The organism is Agrobacterium sp. SORGH_AS_0440, from assembly GCF_031453135.1.
In the GTDB taxonomy this organism is placed as follows: domain Bacteria; phylum Pseudomonadota; class Alphaproteobacteria; order Rhizobiales; family Rhizobiaceae; genus Agrobacterium; species Agrobacterium pusense.
The window spans coordinates 975,001-996,009 of the sequence record NZ_JAVIYR010000001.1 but is presented as its reverse complement, the minus strand read 5'-3'; the positions used below and the strand labels follow the sequence as shown (position 1 = coordinate 996,009).

The 21,009-nt window shown below is 57.7% G+C and carries 18 protein-coding genes; 6 read left to right on the top strand and 12 right to left on the bottom strand.

The genetic code is table 11. The features are described from left to right. Positions 1 to 4 precede the first annotated feature (4 nt). The 6 genes from QE453_RS04610 to repA all read right to left on the bottom strand — a co-directional run bounded on the left by QE453_RS04610 (position 5) and on the right by repA (position 5,897). On the bottom strand, positions 5 to 1,204 hold the full coding sequence (locus QE453_RS04610) for a low temperature requirement protein A (protein WP_111813650.1): 1,200 nt from the start codon (positions 1,202 to 1,204) through the stop codon (positions 5 to 7). Between the two features lie 38 nt (positions 1,205 to 1,242). Next, positions 1,243 to 1,527 (bottom strand): hypothetical protein, encoded by a 285-nt coding sequence (locus QE453_RS04605; protein WP_244455991.1) that lies wholly within the window; start codon positions 1,525 to 1,527, stop codon positions 1,243 to 1,245. Positions 1,528 to 1,592: 65 nt separating this feature from the next. Continuing rightward, positions 1,593 to 1,805, bottom strand: a complete 213-nt coding sequence (locus tag QE453_RS04600; protein ID WP_309776485.1) for a hypothetical protein — start codon at positions 1,803 to 1,805, stop codon at positions 1,593 to 1,595. A 404-nt stretch (positions 1,806 to 2,209) separates the two neighbouring features. Continuing rightward, on the bottom strand, positions 2,210 to 3,487 hold the full coding sequence (gene repC, locus QE453_RS04595) for a plasmid replication protein RepC (protein WP_022563276.1): 1,278 nt from the start codon (positions 3,485 to 3,487) through the stop codon (positions 2,210 to 2,212). A 185-nt stretch (positions 3,488 to 3,672) separates the two neighbouring features. Then, a complete protein-coding gene (gene repB / locus QE453_RS04590) occupies positions 3,673 to 4,686 on the bottom strand; it encodes a plasmid partitioning protein RepB (protein WP_022563275.1) in 1,014 nt (337 codons plus the stop codon). Beyond that, on the bottom strand, positions 4,683 to 5,897 hold the full coding sequence (gene repA, locus QE453_RS04585; RefSeq protein WP_244455994.1) for a plasmid partitioning protein RepA: 1,215 nt from the start codon (positions 5,895 to 5,897) through the stop codon (positions 4,683 to 4,685). Before repA ends, repB begins: the two co-directional genes overlap by 4 nt. Before the next feature lie 433 nt (positions 5,898 to 6,330). Here repA and QE453_RS04580 point away from each other — a divergent pair, with 433 nt between their 5' ends. The 4 genes from QE453_RS04580 to QE453_RS04565 all read left to right on the top strand — a co-directional run bounded on the left by QE453_RS04580 (position 6,331) and on the right by QE453_RS04565 (position 11,105). Next, positions 6,331 to 7,716: an FAD/NAD(P)-binding protein gene (locus QE453_RS04580; RefSeq protein WP_244455995.1), complete on the top strand. Its 1,386-nt coding sequence runs from the start codon at positions 6,331 to 6,333 to the stop codon at positions 7,714 to 7,716. Positions 7,717 to 8,039: 323 nt separating this feature from the next. Then, positions 8,040 to 8,435 carry a RidA family protein gene (locus QE453_RS04575; RefSeq protein ID WP_003584895.1) on the top strand — a complete coding sequence of 132 codons (396 nt, stop codon included), beginning with the start codon at positions 8,040 to 8,042 and terminating at the stop codon, positions 8,433 to 8,435. Between the two features lie 32 nt (positions 8,436 to 8,467). Then, positions 8,468 to 9,556, top strand: a complete 1,089-nt coding sequence (locus tag QE453_RS04570) for a D-TA family PLP-dependent enzyme (RefSeq protein WP_244456009.1) — start codon at positions 8,468 to 8,470, stop codon at positions 9,554 to 9,556. 70 nt (positions 9,557 to 9,626) lie between these two features. Further along, on the top strand, positions 9,627 to 11,105 hold the full coding sequence (locus QE453_RS04565; RefSeq protein ID WP_112557251.1) for a M81 family metallopeptidase: 1,479 nt from the start codon (positions 9,627 to 9,629) through the stop codon (positions 11,103 to 11,105). A gap of 10 nt (positions 11,106 to 11,115) precedes the next feature. Here the strand turns inward: QE453_RS04565 and QE453_RS04560 are convergent, their stop codons facing one another. From QE453_RS04560 to hutI, 6 genes are all read right to left on the bottom strand, one after another. After that, on the bottom strand, positions 11,116 to 11,688 hold the full coding sequence (locus QE453_RS04560) for a HutD family protein (protein ID WP_042936282.1): 573 nt from the start codon (positions 11,686 to 11,688) through the stop codon (positions 11,116 to 11,118). Between the two features lie 37 nt (positions 11,689 to 11,725). After that, positions 11,726 to 12,736: an alpha/beta fold hydrolase gene (locus QE453_RS04555; RefSeq protein WP_244455996.1), complete on the bottom strand. Its 1,011-nt coding sequence runs from the start codon at positions 12,734 to 12,736 to the stop codon at positions 11,726 to 11,728. 194 nt (positions 12,737 to 12,930) lie between these two features. Continuing rightward, on the bottom strand, positions 12,931 to 14,604 hold the full coding sequence (gene hutU, locus QE453_RS04550; protein ID WP_003584890.1) for a urocanate hydratase: 1,674 nt from the start codon (positions 14,602 to 14,604) through the stop codon (positions 12,931 to 12,933). Between the two features lie 11 nt (positions 14,605 to 14,615). Continuing rightward, a complete protein-coding gene (hutG, locus tag QE453_RS04545) occupies positions 14,616 to 15,419 on the bottom strand; it encodes an N-formylglutamate deformylase (protein ID WP_309776481.1) in 804 nt (267 codons plus the stop codon). A 72-nt stretch (positions 15,420 to 15,491) separates the two neighbouring features. Next, positions 15,492 to 17,036: a histidine ammonia-lyase gene (gene hutH, locus QE453_RS04540; protein WP_309776480.1), complete on the bottom strand. Its 1,545-nt coding sequence runs from the start codon at positions 17,034 to 17,036 to the stop codon at positions 15,492 to 15,494. Further along, positions 17,033 to 18,292 carry an imidazolonepropionase gene (gene hutI, locus QE453_RS04535; protein WP_111813636.1) on the bottom strand — a complete coding sequence of 420 codons (1,260 nt, stop codon included), beginning with the start codon at positions 18,290 to 18,292 and terminating at the stop codon, positions 17,033 to 17,035. Before hutI ends, hutH begins: the two co-directional genes overlap by 4 nt. A 114-nt stretch (positions 18,293 to 18,406) precedes the next feature. Here hutI and QE453_RS04530 point away from each other — a divergent pair, with 114 nt between their 5' ends. Further along, entirely contained in the window at positions 18,407 to 19,753 is a 1,347-nt protein-coding gene (locus tag QE453_RS04530) for a formimidoylglutamate deiminase (RefSeq protein ID WP_309776479.1), read from the top strand. Positions 19,754 to 19,783: 30 nt separating this feature from the next. Then, complete coding sequence (gene hutC / locus QE453_RS04525) at positions 19,784 to 20,530, top strand: histidine utilization repressor (RefSeq protein WP_003584885.1); 747 nt, start codon at positions 19,784 to 19,786, stop codon at positions 20,528 to 20,530. Positions 20,531 to 21,009 lie beyond the last annotated feature (479 nt).

Below are 21,009 nucleotides of genomic sequence, written 5' to 3'. Positions count from 1 at the left end.
GAGATCACGCCGTGGCGACTGACTTTTTCAGAGCCAGATATTCCCACAGGGCAACAAGCAGCAGAATACCCGTGCTGGCCAGCTGCAGGATGAATAGCGGAATGCCCGGCACCGGCAACAATAGGCAGAGCGCTGCCACGCCCGCAAAATGCGAGACGGGGCGCTGATAGGTCGCTGCGATCTTGACACCGATATTGCCTGCCAGAAAGAGGACGGGACCACCGACGATTGCGATGGCCTCCCTTATCGTTGCGGCCTCGTGGGCGTGGGACAGGCTGAAATCCTCTCCCACCGCCGTCAGAATGATACCGGCGACGATTGGCAAATGTCCGTAATTGAAGAGATTATGGGCGATCTTCGCCTTCTCGTCGGCGTTCTCGGCTTTTCTGGAGGCTTCCGCCTGTCCGTGATGGAAATAAATCCACCACATCGCGACGGTGCTTATGAAGGCGGAGCAGAAAACGACAAATGTCAGCCCGGAGTTCATATATTCGGTTGCCGTCCGGCCAGTGGTCAGAATTGTTTCCCCCAGACAGATGATGACAAACAGGGCGCAACGTTCCGCCAGATGCTCTCCGGAAAGATGCAGACTGTCGTCATCGCGAGAACGCAAGCCGGGGACAACATAGCGGCAGGCCGGACCGGCATACTCGATTGCGAGCGCCATGCCCCACAGGAGAATGCGTTCCCCCAGATCGCAAAACCCGCCTGCCAGCCAGAACAGGCTCGAGATGGCCAGCCAGATCGTCACCCTCACGAACACCAGAAACGACTGCCGGTCTTCATCCCTGAAGGCATAGAGAGCAAACAGGCTTCGACCGATCTGCATGACGCTGTAGATCAGCGCGAAGACCAGGCCCTGTTCGGCAAAGGCTTCCGGCAAGGCGATGGCCAGCAGTACACCGCCAAACATCAACACGAAGAGCAAAATCCTGACCGGTTCTTTCTCAGTATTCAGCAGATTGGTGATCCAGGTGGTGTGTATCCACAGCCACCACAGGGACAATATCAGGATGCCGGCTTCCAGCACCGCCGTTGGCCCAAAGTCCTTCGCCAGAGAATGGGATAACTGAATAAGAGCGAAAACGAAAACCAGATCAAAGAACAGCTCAGGAAATGTCGCCTTTCCCGTCTCCTGGCCGTCATGCCGGATCCAGCTTTCTGCACTCGGCGCCCGTCGGGAAATCTTGGTTCCTGTTCTCATTCTGCTTCCGTTTGCGGAGCATAGATCATCGCAATCCCTCACTGTCGCAAGACGTGGGTTTCAGCCCCGGTATTGTTATGATCTGACCCGCGGCCGGGGAATTCCAGCCCACGCGCGCTGTCGGGAAGGAACTGCGGTCCCACCAGCCGCACCGTTTTTCCGGAGACATCAGTAATGTAACTTTGGGCGGAAGGCGCCGATGAAACCGCTGCGTTACCGGCTTTTTTATCTTCCAGCCGGCTGATTTCCAGGGACTGGGAAAATACCGGCACGACCGTTACGGAGACGAGGCCGGCGGCGAGAAAGAGGGGCTTGGGTAACATCGAAATTCCCTGACGCTTTTATCTGCGCCAATAACAGCCATCCCCTGCATTTGTTCCGCACAGCTTCAGGCATCGCCGTCAAGGTAAGTGCGGTATTGCACGTAATCACCGCTCGATTGCCCATCGACGACTTCAGGCGGCCGCCCCTCGCCCCCTGGGAGATAGCCGGTGTCTTCAAGGACTGATTTCACAAGCTCTGCAATCGCAATATGTCGGGGCAGAGCTTTATCCGCCATGTAAAGAGCGACGGCCAGTTCTATATCATCCGGAAATGTCATGAGCGTGGCGTTCCGTTAAACCATTGACTGGAACGCGCAGTGCCAGCGAAAGTTCACTTCGTCGGCGCCAAGGTAGCGCGGATTGGCGACATATCGCGGAACTTTTTTCGAGGCCGCAGGGAGGAACTTCTGCCCGAACTGCACAGTCTGATGTGTTCAGACCGCTACTCCGCATTCAAAATGCTCCAGACTCAAGCAATTGAAACCAATCACGGAAAAGCGCAAACGAAAGCTAAATTGGACTTAACTTTCGTTACTTTGCATTAACCACGGGAAGCCCCGATCGGACACAAAGTGTTCTAGCAGCTTCGTTCCAACGAATCTTTTGGTGTTTGCGTGAACAGCAAGAATCTAACCGCATAGCCGGTTTTTCGCAAGCTGCCGCCGCTCCGCTCATCACGCCCTCATGATCTCGTTCCCGCCTCCTGCTTGTCTGTCCGGCCACGCAGTTGCGCCGTGAGCATAGCCTTGAGATCGAAACTACCTTCCTGGGCCTTACGTGTGAGATTGCGCAGATATCCGCCAAGCGAACTGATTTGATCAGCCTTCTGCAACAGGCAAGCGAGGATGGCCGCTGTTCCCTGCCTCCCGAAGGTGGCCAAAGCGTCCTGATAGGCCGACTGGCTGATGCTGAACATGGTTCTGATGACGGAAGTTGCCACCTCCATATCTCTCCAGCCAGTCACCGCACCTCCAGGTGCATAGAGTGAGATGTCCGGGCACGCTTTCAAAACCAAAACAATATCAGGAACAAAAAATTGCTTATGAAGATCGTTCTTGGGTGTTGGTTTTGGAGGTGTGACACCAGTGACCGCGGCATCTGCGGATGTGGACGCGACTGTTGCAGCATTTCGAACCGGCGCGGCATCCTCCAATTCCTGCGGTTCAGATATGGATTCGGATTCTGAATTCTTTATGAGGCGCTCATTTTGGCAGTCATTGCCGCTCAAATTTTCCGATTTTTCAAGATTTTCCAGATAGTTGGTCACTTCTGTGCGCAGTGAAGCCAGAAAACCGGCGATTTCCTTGAGTTCAGCTGTCTTCGAATTGCGCCCTAGAGCCCGCGCGATGTCGTTGTAACGGGCCTGAAACCCGTCAAAGATCTCGATCTTGCCGCTGGCAGCAATCATTTCGCAGAGTTTCTGGATGTCCCGACGGCAGAGGCTGATCGTCTCGCGAAGCCGTTGAAGATCGAGCCGTTCGCCAATGATGCGTTCGGCCAGTTCCTCTATTTCCGTTTTACGAGCAAGAAGCGGTGCGAGTGAGAACCCGTAGGCTTCGCTGATCTCGCCACCCCTGTGCTTCCGTGCGTAACGTTTCCCATTCGGGCTGTCCTTGCGGATGATGAGGCCGGCTTCGACAAGAGCCGAAAGATGCCGACGCAATGTCTGTTCCGCCATGCCATGTGCCCTGAGCGACAACTGCGTATTGGATGGAAACACCACCAATCCGGCTTCGCTGGAAAGCTCATTTTTGGGATAAAAGCTCAGGAGCGCGTTCAGAACGGCAAGCGAGCGATCGGTTACGCCGAGCAGCGGTCTTGCTTCACAGACCGACCGATAGAGTTTCCATTTGTCGACTGCTTCGCATTTTCTGTTTTTCTGCGCGGCAAACTGGGTTGCGAGCACGCCAAACGACATCGCTCGCCGCCCAAAGGGCGTCGTTACACATGTGCTGTCCATGTCTTTCACCTTTCACAAGGCAAAAGAAAATCGCTCACCGAAAAATTCGATGCCAAGACTCTTGACTATGATTCGCGGAAATGAGATTCTTCGGGTGCTTAAATCAAAGAAAGGCTTCCGCGCGGCAACGTTCGGGGGCTTTTTTCTTTTGTGATGCGTCTCCTGTTAGTCGTTCGGGTTAGAAATCACTGCTTGGACCGATACTCGGCAAACAGCGTCTGAAGATGCTCAAGAACGAATTCGGCAAATTCCGGTGCTTCGTTCTTGTCGATCGATATATCCAGCTTGCGGTCGCTCTCGACCACTTTCGCCAGGCGACGGCCCGTATCCGAAGACCATACGCCGGTTTTCTTGGCCTGTGCCTTTGGCTTCAAAAAGTCCAGAAGCGCCTTGAAGCGTTCTTCGGAAGGAAGCGAGGCAACCGTCGGTTCGCTGACATATGCGCGGGCCGCCTCCTTGACCTGTGAGGAGGAAAGCTGGTCGGCAAGATCCATCCAGTTGCGCCGGCCGACAGTGGGTGCGGGGCCTATGAGATCGACCAGATCCTCTGGAATGCGTCCAACGACCGAAAGCATATTGGACAGATCGCCCTTGTGAAGCGACATTGCCGCCATGATCGTGTCTCGAGGGAACCGCATCTGCAGTTTCTGCGCAAACCGTGCTTTCTCGATATAGGTCAGGTCGCGGCGTTCGTTATTTTCCTGGCCCTGGGCCACCACCAGCTGTTCATCGCTGAGATCCCGCACAACGGCCTTGACCGGAATTCCAAGACTTGAAACGGCGCGAAGGCGGCGATGACCGAAGGCGACCTGATAACGGCCCGGGAAATCGGGATGCGGGCGCACGAGAATCGGCACCTGCTGCCCCTGCTCACGAATTGCCTCCACCAGACCGGCATCGGCCTCTTCGGAAGCGGGCATACGATCCGGTATGAAGGAGGGATCGATATCCGCGGGGTCGAGAGAGACAATCGTCAGTCCTTCGGCGAGCTGCTTTTCAATGGCTTCAGCCCGTTTGGCGCGCTCCGAGACTTCATTCAGCGATTGACCGATCATACCAACGGGGGAGTTCAAAACATCCGTCACCAGCTCGGGGGAGCCGAGGATAGGCCTGATACGGGGTCGTGAACGCTCCGGCGTGGTATCGTTGTTGTCGGTACCCGGTGTGCCAAGATTTGCGAAGATTTGTTTTCTGCTCATGCTGCCCTACCCCACGCTTTTTTAATCAGTCCTTCGATTTCAGCGTTTACATTGTTCATGGCTTCCAGCGCGCGATCATAGGTCGACCGGGTGAATTGCGTCCTCTCCACTTCGAAAAGCGTCTGGTTGGTCAATCCAGCGTCCGAGACCGCCGTGCTTTTCAGCATCGGATGATTGAGGACGTTTTCACCAAAGATCGATCGCAGGAAAGCGACCATCTGGTTCTGCGGCCCGTCGCTCGGTTCGAAACGGGTGATCAGGTAACGCATCCAGTTATAATCCGACCGAGCACCGGCCCGGCCAATTTCCGCCAGAAGGTCGCCGGTCATGGCGAGGAACTGGTTCATGGACATCACGTCAAGCATCTGCGGATGGACGGTGACGAGCACCGATGTCGCCGCTGTCAGAGCCGAAAGCGTCAGATAACCGAGTTGCGGTGGGCAATCGATGACGACAACGTCGTAGAAATTTTGCGCTTGGGCGATCGCCTGGCCGATACGGGCGAAAAACAGCGTGTCACCCGGTGCACGGCGCATCAGCGCACGCGGAGTATCGTGTTCGAACTCCATAAGTTCCAGATTGCCGGGAACAATGTGGAGATCGGGAATATAGGTGCCACGGACAATCTCGGCGATGGGGCGGCGTTCATCGTCATAACGGATCGCGCCATAAAGCGTCTCGTTCGGCCCGACATCAATCTCGGGCTGGTGACCAAAAAGCGCGGAAAGGCTGGCCTGGGGGTCGAGATCGATGGCAAGAACCCGATAGCCACGTAGTGCCAGATATTGCGCCAGATGGGCAGAGGTGGTTGTCTTTCCCGAACCGCCCTTGAAATTCATGACGGCGATGACCTGTAACTCTTCGCCCTCCCGGCGGTGGGGCAGGTAGCGGCGTGTGCCACGCGCACCCTGGTCCAGAAAACCCCTGATATCGCGCATGTCTTCTACGGAATAGGAGCGACGCCCGGATACCTGCGCGGCATCAAGCTCAGGCAACTCGGAAGCGATCTGGCGCAGATAAGCTTCGCCAATGCCGATGAGCTTTGCGGTCTCCGCCGGAGAGAAATGCCGCATGCTCTTTTCGGTATGGGGGGAAAATGTATTCGCGTTATGCGCCTGCAACTGGGCTGACAACGCAGCCGAATGCTGTTGTATAAGACTCGTCAGGTCAGGTGCTCCTCCGGCACGTCTTAAATCGGCACTCTGTGTCATCGGTCTTCTTTCGCTCGAAATTGCAGTAGCGGTTTTTTTCGAAAAAGGCGGTTTTTTCCGCAACTGAGATATAAGCGCCGATTCTCTTTTTGGCGCAATAGGCTTTTTTCTCATGTACAGAGACGCCGCTAAAGCATTGTGGAAGAATCACTTTTCCCTTCTTGGCGTTTTCTGGTTTGCCGCGGCTAACTTGGCCTCGTTTTCCCCTCGCTCCCTCGCTCCCTCGCTCCCTCGCTCCCTCGGCTTGAGTTATGACAGCAGGGGGGCCGGAAGTTTGCCGCGGCTAACTTTCGCTATCTTGCCGCTAGGGAGGGGCAGTCGGGAAATTCAAGGGTGGACATTCGCAGCTGGTTAATCTCTACTGCATGACTAGAGTATGGGATGCCTCGCGCCGGTTGCCGGGCAATTCCATTGTCGTTGGTTGGAGGATTGAATGTCCTATGACGTCGCTCTAGTCGGTTCGGGTTTCTCGGCCATTTGTACAGCAGCCCATCTCCTGTCATCACTGCCAGCGGAGGCGTCGATTGCCATCGTTGGTGACGAGTCGGACTTTGGCCGCGGAACCGCCTATCGCACGGAACTACCCTATCATCGGCTGAATGTGCCCGCGGGGCGTATGAGCGTCTTCCCGGACGGCCCGGACGATTTCGTCGAATGGTTGGCGCAGAACGGGCTGGGAAACGATCCCCTTCTATTCGCCTCGAGAGGAGATTATGGGCTCTATCTGCGGGACCGGCTCGCCAGTCTCCTCAGAAGCCGGGAACAGCGGGCGCGTGTGGATTTTATTCGGGCGAAGGCATCCGCTTGCCGGCCCGAATCACAAGGCGGCTTTATCTTCACCCTGGAAAATGGCGAGACATTGCAGGCACGCAATGTCGTTCTGTGTCTCGGCGTTGGCGCTGCAAGTTTGCCGGTGCAAACTGCCGCAAAACGTGAAGAGGGCGTGCAGCGCGTGGTGAGCCATTGCTGGCAGCCGGGATGGTTGTCCCGGGTGAAGAGCGGGGACCGTATCTGTATCCTTGGTTCCGGCCTTACGATGATCGATCAGGTGTTGACGCTGCGCGGAAAAGGTCACCGGGGCCCGATCCATGTCCTGTCCCGCCGCGGGCTCATTCCGCATCCGCATGTTAGTCCGCCTGTGCCGCCTAGTGCTCCGCGTCTGCCTGAAGGTTCCACTGAGATAAGCGAGCTCTTACGATCTCTCCGTCAACAGGTGGCCAACGGGGCGCCATGGCGCTCGGTTATGGACGGTTTGCGGCCAAAAACACAATCGCTATGGCAGAGCCTCAGCTCACAGCAACGCGCAAGGTTTTTGCGGCATGCGCTGCCTTGGTGGAATATCCATAGACATCGCATCGCGCCTGAGGTGCATGACGCCTTTGACAAGCTGTTGTCAGACGGCGTTCTCACTATCCACGCGGGTTATCTCCAGGCGATCGATGAACAGGAGGAGAGCATCTCCATTCGTTATCGCGTTCGGCATACACAGATGATTAAGGAACTGCAGGTCGATTGGGTCATCAATTGCACCGGCATGGAACGCGCGGGTATCGGCCACTCTCGCCTTCTGGAAAGCATGCGATCTGACGGGGTGCTTCGGCTCGATTCCTTTGGCCTTGGTGTCGAGGTCGACGGCGATTCCCGGCTGCTTCGCACGGATGGCCAGGCATGGCCAGGTCTCTTCGCCGTCGGCGCGCTGACGGCAGGCCAGTTCTGGGAAATTACCGCCGTTCCGGATATACGGATCCAGGCTCGTGATATAGCGCATTTCATCACTGACAGAGTGATCGGTAAGCGCCTCATATCCGCGCAAGGCTGATGCCTGTTGCGGACCCAACAATGGTGCCGGACTCTCCGGCCTCCTCATTTATACTGCGTAGTTTGCCGCGGCAAACTCGTCGGTTGAGTCACGGTCACCGCGTGGATGACGCTCTTTGGCCTGGATGCAATAGGTCATATTCGACGCGTGGCGAAAAATCGCCGGCCGTTAAGTAAGTATCCGCAACATTCAAAAAATGTCGCGAAAAGCGAACGAATCTCATCATTTGCTAAATAATTTACATGGGTTATGGAGTATCGTCGTTAAACCGGCTATAAATGCAAGAAAAATTGAACATCATGAAAATAATTTGCGAGGCTTGAATGGTGAAAAATAATTTGGTGCGGTTCGAGGTCGCAGATAGCCAGGCCGGTGGGCAGCGTCGGCCCTTCGCCAAGGCCGTCCGGGCCGGTGATTTCGTCTATGTGTCCGGACAGGTGCCCACCATTGATGGCGAAGTGGTGACTGGCGGTATCGTCGCCCAGACCGAGCAGGTGGTGGCCAATCTCAAGGATGTCCTGGCGCTGGCTGATTGTACGCTTGCCGATGTGGTGAAGGTGAATGTCTGGCTGGATGACGCCAGGGATTTCTCCAGTTTTAACGCCGTGTTCCAGAAACATTTCATCGATCATCCGCCTGCACGCTCAACCGTACAATCCCCGCTGATGGTTGACGCCAAGGTGGAAATGGACGTTATCGCTTATAAGCCTTTGGCTTAAGTATCTGATTTATTTCGCTTAGAGAGCATATGATGACCTATCCATGGCCTGACGAGGGCGCAAAGCTTGATGCCATTTCGACGCCAATGCCGGTGATCGACGAAGACCGGCTTGCCGCAAATATAAAGAGAGCGCAGGCCTATCTCGACAGTCATGGCAAGGCCTTCCGGCCGCATATCAAGACACACAAGATACCGGCCATCGCCCGACAGCAGCTTCAGGCCGGCGCTATAGGCATCAATTGCCAGAAAGTTAGCGAAGCGGAGGTTTTCGCAGACGCCGGTTTTGACGATATCCTGATTACCTACAATATTCTTGGTGCCGCGAAACTGTCGCGGTTGAAAGCGCTGAATGCCCGTATAGCTCAGCTGAGCGTCGTTGCTGATAGCGACGTGACGGTTGCCGGCCTCGCTGCCACATTTGATGAGGGGCGGCCGCTCGCCGTGCTTGTTGAATGTGATACCGGCGGAAAGCGTTGCGGTGTGCAGACGCCGGCGGCGGCAGCGGCACTTGCTGAGAAAATCGTCGCCGCGCCGGGACTTATATTCAAGGGTATCTTGACCTATCCGGCACCGGGCGGAGCTGAAAAGGTGGAAAGCTTCCTGCGCGACACCATGGCGCTGCTTGCGGCAAAAGGCGTGGACTGCCCGGTTCGTTCCAGCGGCGGCTCGCCGGACTTCTATGCAGCGCATCTCGTCCCCTCTGCAACCGAACACCGGGCAGGCACCTATGTCTATAATGACCGGGCGATGTTGCGTGCCGGCCATTGCACGGCCGATGATCTGGCAATGCATGTTCTCGCTACCGTTGTCTCGCGGCCTGCAGCGGACCGCGCCGTGCTTGATTGCGGCTCCAAGGCTTTGACCTCCGATCTCCTCGGCTTCAACGATTATGGGCTGATCGAAGGCCACGAAGGTGCAAAAATCATCTCACTCTCTGAAGAACACGCGGTTGTCGATCTTTCCGGCTGCGCGTCCGGCGGTCCCCGGATCGGCGATGTCGTCAGGGTCGTGCCGAACCATACATGCGTCGTCAGCAACCTTTTCGACAGGATGGTGTTCCATCGAAACGGCGTTGTTACCCGCGTCGAAGAGGTCGCTGCACGCGGTACGGTCTGGTAATGTTACCCGGCTAATTAACTTGAGGAAACGAGCTCAGCCCGCAGGCAGCTCCGGCAACGAGACCCCATAAATGCGCATATTCACGGCGTCGCTCGCCACCGAAACCAACACGTTTTCACCTGTTCCCACGGATATGGATGCCTTTCGTGCGGCTTTCTATGCCGGGCCGGGTGAACATCCGGACACGCCGACGCTATGCTCCTCGCCGGTCCCTATTCTGCGGCGCCGAGGCAAGGCGGAAGGGTTCACGGTCATCGAGGGCACGTCCTGCTGGGCGGAGCCTGCCGGCCTCATCCAGCGCCAGACGTATGAAACACTGCGAGACACCATTCTTTCGGAGCTCCGGGCAGCCCTGCCGGTCGATGCTGTGGTTCTTGGCCTGCATGGCGCCATGGTGGCGCAGGGCTATGACGATCCTGAAGGGGATTTCCTGTCGCGGATGCGGGCAATGGTGGGCCCGGACGTCTTGATTGCGGCGGAGTTCGATCCCCATAGCCATCTCACGGCATTAAGGGTTGAAAGCCTGGATATCATGGCGACGTTCCTGGAATTTCCCCATACCGATTTTGAGGAACGCGGCGAACATGTCGTCGAAATGGCGTTGCGTACTCTGCGCGGCGAAATCAGGCCCGTCATCTCGACTTTCGATTGCCGAATGATCACCATTTATCCGACCAGCCGTGAGCCGATGCGTTCTTATGTGGACCGGCTGAAGGCGATGGAGGGCAAAGACGGTATTCTCTCCATCTCCGTTATTCATGGATTCATGGCGGGTGATGTACCGGACATGGGCACACGCATCGTCGTTGTTACGGATGACGACAGGACCAAAGGGGACGCGCTGGCCGAAAAGCTGGGCCGTGAACTTTATGCCATGCGCAGGCTGACCGCCATGCCGATGCTGGATACGGAAGCTGGTCTCGACCAGGCCGTTGCCATTCGCAGCGCAAATTCGCAAAGGCCGGTGGTGGTTTCGGATATATGGGACAATCCCGGCGGCGGTGTCGCGGGTGACGCGACCCACATTCTGCGCCGCATGGTAGAGCGCGGCATGGACAGGATCGGCGTCGCGACGATCTGGGATCCCATCGCAGTCTCTTTTTGCCATGCAGCGGGGGAGGGCGCAGAGCTCGATCTTCGCATCGGTGGAAAATCCAGTCCGCAGGGCGGCGATCCGCTGGATTTCCGAGTAATGGTTATGCGCACCGTCGAGACGGGCTGGCAGAGTTTCCGTAATAGTCGCGTCACGCTCGGCCGCGCCGCCGTTGTCCGGCCGCTCGGCACCGAAATCGACATCATTCTCATTACCAGTCGAACGCAAACTTATGAGCCGGATATCTTTTCCAATCTTGGAATCGATTTCGCGAAAAAAGACCTGTTGCTCGTCAAGTCGACCAACCATTTTCACGCGGGTTTTGCGCCGATCGCTTCAGAGATCGTCTATATCGCGGCCCCGACCTCCTATCCCACCGACCCGGCAAAAACACCTTACCGCAAGGCAAGCCTTGGCCTATGGCCACGGGTTGCCGACCCGCTCGGTCTCGATTGAGGGAAGCAGCTTAGACCTGATCAAACGTCACGACGAAGAAACGACCATCCTCTTCCATGCCCTTCACTGCAAATCCGGCGCCGCGCTCCAGCAAGAGGCTGTCGCGTCGCTGCAAATGCACCGTTTGGCCGGCCGATGAGACGCTGACGGGATCAACGGCAAAAATTATTGTCGCCGTTGAGCCTGTCGACTGGACAGTGAGTGTGGTGCGGTGTCTTTCGACGCGATGCGAATATTGCTCGCGACGGGACATGACATTGAGATCGACGATGGGACCGTCTGCCAAAACGGCGTCCACCGGAACATCCGCGGCGAAGGGCAGGGGATCGCTTGCCATCGTCAACACCACCGGCTCGCGTGCGTCGATGCTGAGGCTCATGCCTTTCCCTTCGAGGATGCAAAGGGTGCGATCAATTCCGGGAAATATGGAAAAAGGCCCGTCTTGCGCAACGTTGGCCATGCTGATGCGCCAGTCGAAATCCGCCATCGAGGCTTTTGCGGGATGAACGATGATCTCCGTCGTTACACCGCCGCCGTTTTTCCAGGGCATCGATGTATAGGCGGTGTTTTCTAGGTGTCTCATCTTCTGCATTCCCTGGTCGTTTGTCTGGACGATGGCACTATTTATCGCGGTCGCCAGCGATACGTTGTTCAAGCTTTTTTTGCGCGGCGCGTAGATCAACACTTTTTCCAGCGAGTTTTTCGATTGCCGCGACCACAAGATCACGCGCAACGTAGTCCGACTTGTGTCCGAGATTCCTCACAACGATCAAGCTCGACCCGTCAATAGCGCGTGCAAGCTGGCGGGAATGAATTTCCGGTGAAACAACATTGTCGGTGTCGCCGGTTATAATGACGGTCGGCGCCTTGATTTTGGAGTAGTTCGGTGAGGCGCTCCGCGCCCATGTGTTCAGCGCGGCGACTTCCTGCGCGTTATGGCGAAAAGCCTGCGGTCTTAACGCCCCCCATGCGCGCGTTGCCTCCACATAGCCAGGAGGACGATGATTGGGGGCGAAAACCCCGCGCGTCGCCCGGTCGAGCGCAAGGAAACCCACGGGCGGTGCGACGAAGATCGAAAAAAGCGGGCCTGTCACCCGGGCGCTTGCCGCCGTGTAATACCAGGCGATGCCTCCAGGCCAGGGGTAAACCGCCGGAGAAAGAAACACCAGGCCCGACACCATTTCCGGGTGGCGAAGCGCGAATGCCGCGGTAATGGCTCCGCCAAAGGAGTGGCCGACGATGATGGCCTTGCGGATGCCGCGCTTTTTCATCAGTTGAGCCACGGCGTCGGCCTGTCCGTCGGGCAGGATATTATCTTTGCCGCCGATGTCGGAACTGCCATGACCCGGCCTGTCGACGAACAGAAGTTTTGCGCGACCGCGGAATTTGTCCGCAAAGGACAACAGCGGATCGTAGAGACTTGCGCTCGCGCCATGCAGGAAGACGATCGGTGGCAGCTCTGCCTGCTTTTGCGGTTCCAGCAACAGGCTGTTGAGCTTATATCCGCCAACATCGATTCTTACCGGCACAGGCTCTTGGGCCTGGGAGGATGCAGGGACGGTCAAAGAAAAAGCCGGAAAAATTGCACCAACCAAAAAGCTGAAGGCAAGTGAAATACGCCGTGGTGCCATGCTGTCGTCCGCACTCCATTAAAAGCTTGCCGCGCCGTTATAGACGCTAAAAATGATCGGCTATGACCGACCAACAGCTAACAACGAGAAAATCGAACCGGAAGTTTCAGTCAAAGGAGCGTTGGGTAATGCCCTTAGGCTTTGCCGACGCAAGGTCGGAGTGCCGCGCGGCGATGGACCGCGCGGCACGCTCATCAATTGCCGAGAATACCGGGGAGACGCAGTCCCTGCTCCTTGGCGCATTCCACGGCAATCTCGTAACCTGCATCGGCATGGCGCATGACGCCGGTTGCCGGGTCGTTCCACAGAACACGCTCGATCCGACGCGCGGCGTCGTCGGTGCCATCGCAGCAGATGACCATGCCGGAATGCTGGGAAAAGCCCATACCAACACCGCCGCCGTGATGCAGTGATACCCAGGTTGCACCGGATGCAGTGTTAAGCAGTGCGTTAAGCAGCGGCCAATCCGATACGGCATCGGAACCGTCCTTCATGGATTCGGTCTCGCGGTTGGGCGAGGCGACGGAGCCAGAATCGAGATGGTCGCGGCCGATCACGATGGGCGCCTTCAGTTCACCGTTCCGGACCATTTCATTAAAGGCAAGCCCGAGACGATGGCGGTCGCCGAGCCCCACCCAGCAAATGCGGGCAGGCAGGCCCTGAAACGCGATGCGCTCGCGCGCCATATCCAGCCAGTTGTGCAGGTGTTTGTTGTCGGGCAGTAGTTCCTTCACCTTGGCGTCGGTCTTGTAGATGTCCTCCGGGTCACCGGAAAGTGCCGCCCAGCGGAACGGCCCGATGCCTCGGCAAAACAGCGGGCGAATATAGGCCGGCACGAAGCCGGGGAAAGCGAAGGCGTTTTCCAGCCCTTCGTCCTTCGCGACCTGGCGGATATTATTGCCGTAATCGAGCGTCGGAACGCCGGCGTTCCAGAAATCGACCATGGCCTGGACGTGAACTTTCATGGAGGCGCGAGCGGCAGCGGCAACGGCCTGTGGATCACTCTCCTGTTTGGCGCGCCATTCGGCCACGCTCCAGCCAGCAGGCAGATAACCATGGATCGGATCGTGCGCCGAGGTCTGGTCGGTCACGATATCGGGCCGGATGCCGCGACGGAAAAGTTCCGGGAATATCTCCGCTGCGTTGCCGATCAGGCCGACGGACTTGGCCTCGCCGGCCTTCGTCCATTGATCGATCAGCGCCAGCGCCTCATCAAGTGTATGCGCCTTCGCATCAACATAACGGGTGCGCAGACGGAAATCGACGCGGGTTTCATCGCATTCGACGGCAAGGCAGCAGGCGCCGGCCATGACGGCGGCGAGCGGCTGCGCGCCGCCCATACCACCGAGACCGCCGGTCAGGATCCATTTGCCCCTGAGATTGCCGCCATAATGCTGGCGGCCAGCCTCCACGAAGGTTTCGTACGTTCCCTGCACGATGCCCTGGGTGCCGATGTAAATCCACGAACCCGCGGTCATCTGGCCGTACATGGCCAGGCCCTTCTTATCCAGCTCGTTGAAATGATCCCAGGTGGCCCAATGCGGCACCAGATTCGAATTGGCGATCAGCACGCGCGGCGCATCCTTGTGGGTGCGGAAGACGCCGACCGGCTTGCCGGACTGCACGATCAGGGTCTCGTCCTCGTTCAAATCCTTCAGCGTCGCGACGATGCGGTCGAAATCGTCCCATGTGCGGGCGGCGCGGCCGATGCCGCCATAAACCACCAGCTCATGCGGTCGCTCGGCCACATCAGGGTCGAGATTGTTCATCAGCATGCGCAGCGGCGCTTCCGTCATCCAGCTTTTGGCATTGAGCTCGGTGCCCTGCGGTGCGCGAACGTCGCGAATATTATGGCGCGGATTGTTCATAAGATTTCCCCTTATCGTTTCGTGTCGAGCGCAAATTCTTCCATGCGCGTGAGAATCGTCTTGAGATGCTGGCGAAGGCGTTCGGCTTTGCCCGCGTCATAAGCAAAAGGCGGCACCTCGCTTTGCAGATGCGTGGATTGTGCCAGCTCCATCTGGATTGCGTGCACACCTTTCTGCGGCCTGCCATAATGGCGCGTCGTCCAGCCACCCTTGAAGCGGCCGTTCAGAACGCTGTCGTAACCTTGCGCGGCGGCGGTGGCCTCAACGGCGATGTGTTCGATGGCGGGATCACAGGTTCTGCCCATATCCGTGCCGATGTTGAAATCCGGCAGCTTGCCTTCAAAGAGGAAGGGGATGTGCGAACGGATCGAATGGCAATCATAGAGAATGGCGATCCCATGGATGCTCTTGATCCGCTCGATCTCGGCCGCAAGAGCTGTATGATAGGGCGCGTGGAAGGTTTCCAGACGGTCCGCAATGTCATCCGGCGTGGGTTCCTGCCCTTCATTCCAGATAGGCTTGCCGTCGAAATCGGTGTCCGGAACCAGCCCGGTCGTGTTCTGGCCCGGATAAAGGCTCACCCCGGCCGGGTCGCGGTTGGCGTCGATGACATAACGATGGAACGTCGCCCTCACGGTTGTCGCGTTTTCCAGAAGCCCGGCATAAAGCTCATGGATGTGCCAGTCCGTATCGGCCAGAATTTTGCCGTTGTCGTTGAGGCGGCTCCAAATCTCCGCCGGAACATCCGTGCCGGTGTGAGGCAGACCGAGTATGATCGGCGAAGTGCCTTGGTGAAGGGCAAAGGGAGTCTTCATCGATTGCCTCTCTTTTCCGTGGGTTTAGCCCCTGCAAGAAGAGAGTTGGCGAAGGTTAAAACGTGCCTCATCTCAAGCCTCCAGCTTCGGCAGGATGCCGTCCGAAATCGTGGCGACCAACGCACCGGAGGCGATCAACTCCGCCGCCGCCTTGAGATCCGGCGCCATATAACGGTCTTCCTCCAGCGAAGGTATCGCGGCCCGTAGCACGGCAATGGCCTTTTGCAGTTCCGGGCTGGTTTTCAGTGGCCCGCGCAGTTCTACGCCCTGAACGGCTGAAAGCGCCTCGATCCCGAGGATGGCGAATAGATTGTCGGTCATCGGCAAAAGTCGCCGCGCTCCGTGGCAGGCCATGGAGACATGGTCTTCCTGGTTGGCCGAGGTTGGCGTCGAATCCACCGAGGCCGGATGTGCCATCTGCTTGTTCTCGCTCATCAGCGCTGCGGAAGTGACTTCGGCGATCATGAGCCCGGAATTCAGCCCCGGCTTCCTGGAAAGGAAAGCGGGCAGGCCATAAGAAAGCGCCGGATCGACCAGTAGCGCGACACGGCGTTGGGCGATGGCCCCGATCTCGCAAATCGCGAGCGCCGTCTGGTCGGCGGCGAAGGCCACCGGTTCGGCATGGAAATTGCCGCCGGACACGACGGAATTGTCAGAAAGCACCAGAGGATTGTCGGTCACCGCATTGGCTTCGATTTCCAGTGTGCGGGCCACCTGCCGCAGGAGGTCAAGGCAGGCGCCATCCACCTGCGGCTGGCAGCGGATGCAATAGGGATCCTGCACCCGCTCATCGCCTTCAATGTGGCTGATGCGGATTTCGGAGCCGTCGAGCAGGCTGCGAAGCGCAGATCCCGCGTCGATCTGCCCCTTGTGGCCCCGCAGTCTGTGAATATCCGGGTGAAATGGAGCGGAAGACCCCATGGCGGCGTCCGTGGAAAGTGCGCCGGTAATCAGCGCAGCCTGTGCGGCGCGATGGGCGCGAAAAAGCCCGGCAAGCGCCAGTGCGGTGGAGGTTTGCGTGCCATTGATCAGGGCAAGCCCTTCCTTGGCGGCGAGAACCACCGGCGTCAGCCCGGCTTTCGCCAGCGCCTGGCCGGCGGGCAGCAGAGCGCCCTGATAAAAAGCCTCACCCTCGCCCATCATCACCGCCGCCATATGGGCAAGCGGCGCGAGATCGCCGGAAGCGCCCACGGAACCCTTTTCGGGAATGACGGGAATAACGCCCTGTTCCAGCATGGCCTCGATCAGCCGCACCAGTTCCAGCCGCACGCCGGAAGCGCCGCGGCCAAGCGAAATCAGCTTCAGCGCCATGATCAGCCGAACCACATTTTCAGGAAGCGGCGCGCCTACACCGCAGCAATGCGACAGGATGAGATTGCGCTGCAGCGTTGCCACGTCGGCTGCATCGATCTTGATGGAGGCAAGTTTTCCGAAACCGGTATTGATGCCATAGACGGGGGCATTACCCGCGGCAATCTCGGCAATGCGGGCAGCCGCCTTTTCGATGCCGGCGTCAAACGAGCGGTCCAGCTTCGCGGAGCCGTTGTTCCAGTAGATGCCGGCCAGGTCGGCCAGGGCCACGTTGCCGGGGTGAAGCGTAATGGTCGTCATGGTCATGGAGAAACCTTCTGTCCCTTGAATATGCGGGCATGGAGCGGGTTGAAACCGATGCGATAGACAAGCTCGGCCGGGCGTTCGATATCCCAGATTGCAAGATCAGCGGATTTCCCGGCCTCCAGCGTGCCGGTTTCCGCAAGCAGGCCAAGCGCCTTGGCGGCATTGCGCGTTGTCGCCGCCAGGCATTCCTCCACGGTCATACGGAAAAGCGTTGCACCCATGTTCATGGTCAAAAGCAGGGAAGTGAGCGGTGAGGTGCCTGGATTGCAGTCGGTGGCGAGGGCGATTGTCGCGCCTGCATCGCGCAATGCCTGCATCGGCGGAGCCTGTTTTTCACGAAGCGCATAAAAGGCGCCGGGCAAGAGTACGGCCACGGTTCCCGCCTTGGCCAGTGCCCTGGCGCCTGATTCATCCAGATATTCCAGATGATCGGCGGAAAGCCCGCCGCAGGAGGCGGCAAGTGCTGCGCCACCCAGGTTGGAGAGCTGCTCGGCATGCAGCTTGACGGGCAAACCAAGCTGCCGCGCCTTTTCAAAAACGCGTGCTATTTCTTCGACGGAGAATGCGATGCCCTCGCAGAAGCCGTCCACCGCATCGACCAGCCCTTCGGCCTGTGCCTTTTCCAGCCCGGGCAAAACGACATCGGTGATATAGTCACCGTTCCTACCCTTATATTCAGCGGGTGTCGCATGGGCGGCCAGATAGCTGGTGACGATCCGCACCGGCCGCAGCGTCTCCAGCCTGCGGGCAACACGCAGCATTTTCAGTTCGGTATCTATATCGAGGCCGTAACCGGATTTGATTTCGATCGTCGAGACGCCCTCGGAAAGAAGCGTATCGAGACGGGGGAGCGCTTGCGCCATCAAGACATCCTCTGAAACCGCGCGCGTGTCGCGCACGGAGGACACGATGCCGCCACCCGCCTTGGCGATCTCTTCATAAGTCGCGCCATTCAGCCGCATTTCGAATTCCATGGCGCGGTTGCCGCCAAAGACCAGATGGGTGTGGCAATCTATCAGAGCGGGAGTGATCCAGCGCCCATCGCAATCGGTGATTTGCTCGGCGGCGGCGAGATAAGCGGGCAGATCGCTCTCCGGGCCAGCAAATGCGATGCGACCGCTGCTGACGGCGATCACGCCTTTTTCGATTGCGCCGATACCTTCCCTCAATGGATCGAAGGTGGCCAGCCGGGCATTACGCCACAAGGCCGTTGCGTTTCCCATCGCCGCTCCCTTTGCAGATTTGTTCCCGGGCATTGCTTTTCGCCTTTCCTTTATGGCGTAAATGTATATACATAATAACCGGCTTGGCAAGCCGCATTTTCTGTTCGAAATGGCCTTGCCGATGTCGTAACAAGAGGAGAGGGTGGTATGACGGCAATTCACGCGGGTGCGGCACTTCTCAGCGGCGGGTGGGCGCAGGATGTCCGTATCGTCTGTGATGGCGGGGTTGTTTCATCGGTCGAAACCGGTGTTTCTCCCGAGCGGCAGGATGAACGACATGCCGTCATCGTTTCGGCCATGCCCAATCTTCACAGCCACGCCTTCCAGAGGGCCATGGCTGGACTTGCCGAAATCCGCGGGCCTGCCGACGACAGTTTCTGGAGCTGGCGCACGGTCATGTATAAATTCGCCCTCTCCATGACGCCTGACCATGTCGAGGCCGTTGCCGCACAGCTTTATATGGAAATGCTGGAGGCCGGTTTCGGCAGGGTCGGAGAATTCCATTACCTGCACAATGACAGGGACGGTTCACATTACGGAAATATCGCCGAAATGGCTGAGCGTATCGGCGCTGCCGCCGCCCAAACGGGCATAGGCCTGACATTGCTGCCGGTCTTTTACGCGCATTCCGGTTTCGGCGGTCAGCCGCCAATCGACGGGCAGAAACGTTTCATCCATTCGATTGACAGTTACGAGAAGCTGATGCAGGGCGCACAGGCTGTCGTCAAATCCCTTCCGGGTGCGGCGCTTGGCATCGCGCCGCACAGCCTGCGCGCGGTGACCGGCGATGAGCTTGCGGCCATCGTGCCGCTCGCAAAGGACGGGCCGATCCATATTCACGTGGCGGAACAGATCAAAGAGGTCGAGGACTCCCTCGCTTTTTCCGGTGCGCGGCCAGTGGAATGGCTTCTCGGGAACGCGCCGGTCGATAAGCGCTGGTGCCTCATACACGCCACGCATATGACGCAAGCGGAGATACGCCGCATGGCACGGAGCGGCGCGGTTGCGGGCCTCTGCCCTGTCACGGAGGCCAATCTCGGCGACGGTGTCTTTTCCGCTCCGGATTTTCTCGCGGAAGACGGACATTTCGGTGTCGGATCCGACTCCAATATTCTCATCTCGGTTTCTGAAGAGCTGCGCACGCTGGAATATTCCCAACGTCTGTCTCGGCGCGCGCGTAATGTCATTGCCGGCGCGGGCAGTTCCACCGGGGAAAAACTTTTCCAGGCGGCGCTGGAAGGCGGTGGCGGGGCACTCATGTCAGAAAGTAGAATCGAAAAGGGAAAAAGCGCCGATCTTGTCGCGCTCGATATTTCGGCCGTGCCCTATCTTCCCGTGTCGAAGATCCTCGATCAATGGTTATTTGCAGGCAATGTCCGTGTCGATACCGTTTGGGTCCGTGGCGAAAAACAGGTGCGGGCGGGTCAGCATATCCGTCGTCGGGAAATATCGGATCGTTTCAACCAGGTCATGGCCGAACTTCTTAATAGCTGATATGGGCTCGGCGAGAACGAGAAAGAGCCCGTGCGGAAAGGTATCACGGACGTGACAAAGGCATCGGCCGGACAGACCCTGCATCAGACGATCCTCAGCGATATAGAGGGGCGGATCGTCTCGGGGGAATGGCCGCCCGGTTACAGGCTGCCGTTCGAGGTCGATCTTGCCACCCATTATGACTGCTCGCGCATGACAGTGAACAAGGTCATGAGTCAGCTCGCCAAGGCAGGTTTGATCGAGCGACGCAAGAAATCCGGCAGTTTCGTTCGTCAACCGCAGATCCAGTCGGCAGTTCTCGAAATTCACGACATCAGGGCCGAGGTTGAATCCCTCGGTCTTGATTACGGTTTCAAGGTTCTGAAGTGCACGCAGCGTACGGCAACGAAAGACGACCGTACACGGCTTGACATGGCAGCTGGCGCGCCGCTGCTGGATATCGTCTGTCTTCACTTCGCGGGCGAGCGGGAATTCTGTATCGAGCAGCGCCTTGTCAACCTCGTGACCGTGCCGGAGGCTGCAGAAGCCGATTTCGGTGGCGTCGCGCCCGGCCCGTGGCTGCTCGGCCATGTTCCGTGGAGCAATGCCGAACACCGTATCAGTGCCGAAACGCCGTCGAAAGAGATTGCGCGCCTGCTGGCCATATCTGAAAAGCAGGCCTGCCTCGTCGTGGAGCGCCGGACATGGAGCAATTCCGGCGCCGTCACCTATGTGCGGTTCACCTATCCCGGAAATGCGCACGCTCTTGTCGCCCGCTTCAGCCCGTCTGCGGATTGATCGTAAGGCTTAAACCCCTCTTATTGCGAACATGAAACCCCATATAGGCGAGGCATGCTATGCTTCCTGCAAAGTCGTGCTGGAATCATTAATCGTTGGTAATTAATACGATAAATTGGAAACTACCTTTTATTATCAATAGCTTGTCTGATTTTTTTAGAATTCGCATTTTCGGCTGTTGACTTGTTCGGTGGGGTTCTCTTATAAGTCCGCTCACTGAACGAGGGCGGCGGCGCTGCTGGCGACGAAGTCTTTCGTTCTAAATAAATCAAGGAATGAGCTGGTTGCTTGTTTGGTTTCGAGGCCTGATGGTTTCGGGGATTTGATTTTTTGACTGCTTTTGGTGGTCAGTTTTTTGACAATTGAATATGAGAAGAAAGAGAAACGTGGGCGGCGAAGCTTGCGGGGTCTGAATGTAATTTGGATCTCAGGAATAGACTTTGACGGTCACGTTTGGATAAGAGAATACACCTCATTAT

What these genes read in the sequence shown, in the direction of transcription:
- QE453_RS04610 (WP_111813650.1), bottom strand. Translation starts at nt 1,204, where the DNA reads ATGAGAACAGGAACCAAGATTTCCCGACGGGCGCCGAGTGCAGAAAGC.
- QE453_RS04605 (WP_244455991.1), bottom strand. Translation starts at nt 1,527, where the DNA reads ATGTTACCCAAGCCCCTCTTTCTCGCCGCCGGCCTCGTCTCCGTAACG.
- QE453_RS04600 (WP_309776485.1), bottom strand. Translation starts at nt 1,805, where the DNA reads ATGACATTTCCGGATGATATAGAACTGGCCGTCGCTCTTTACATGGCG.
- repC (WP_022563276.1), bottom strand. Translation starts at nt 3,487, where the DNA reads ATGGACAGCACATGTGTAACGACGCCCTTTGGGCGGCGAGCGATGTCG.
- repB (WP_022563275.1), bottom strand. Translation starts at nt 4,686, where the DNA reads ATGAGCAGAAAACAAATCTTCGCAAATCTTGGCACACCGGGTACCGAC.
- repA (WP_244455994.1), bottom strand. Translation starts at nt 5,897, where the DNA reads ATGACACAGAGTGCCGATTTAAGACGTGCCGGAGGAGCACCTGACCTG.
- QE453_RS04580 (WP_244455995.1), top strand. Translation starts at nt 6,331, where the DNA reads ATGTCCTATGACGTCGCTCTAGTCGGTTCGGGTTTCTCGGCCATTTGT.
- QE453_RS04575 (WP_003584895.1), top strand. Translation starts at nt 8,040, where the DNA reads ATGGTGAAAAATAATTTGGTGCGGTTCGAGGTCGCAGATAGCCAGGCC.
- QE453_RS04570 (WP_244456009.1), top strand. Translation starts at nt 8,468, where the DNA reads ATGACCTATCCATGGCCTGACGAGGGCGCAAAGCTTGATGCCATTTCG.
- QE453_RS04565 (WP_112557251.1), top strand. Translation starts at nt 9,627, where the DNA reads ATGCGCATATTCACGGCGTCGCTCGCCACCGAAACCAACACGTTTTCA.
- QE453_RS04560 (WP_042936282.1), bottom strand. Translation starts at nt 11,688, where the DNA reads ATGAGACACCTAGAAAACACCGCCTATACATCGATGCCCTGGAAAAAC.
- QE453_RS04555 (WP_244455996.1), bottom strand. Translation starts at nt 12,736, where the DNA reads ATGGCACCACGGCGTATTTCACTTGCCTTCAGCTTTTTGGTTGGTGCA.
- hutU (WP_003584890.1), bottom strand. Translation starts at nt 14,604, where the DNA reads ATGAACAATCCGCGCCATAATATTCGCGACGTTCGCGCACCGCAGGGC.
- hutG (WP_309776481.1), bottom strand. Translation starts at nt 15,419, where the DNA reads ATGAAGACTCCCTTTGCCCTTCACCAAGGCACTTCGCCGATCATACTC.
- hutH (WP_309776480.1), bottom strand. Translation starts at nt 17,036, where the DNA reads ATGACCATGACGACCATTACGCTTCACCCCGGCAACGTGGCCCTGGCC.
- hutI (WP_111813636.1), bottom strand. Translation starts at nt 18,292, where the DNA reads ATGCCCGGGAACAAATCTGCAAAGGGAGCGGCGATGGGAAACGCAACG.
- QE453_RS04530 (WP_309776479.1), top strand. Translation starts at nt 18,407, where the DNA reads ATGACGGCAATTCACGCGGGTGCGGCACTTCTCAGCGGCGGGTGGGCG.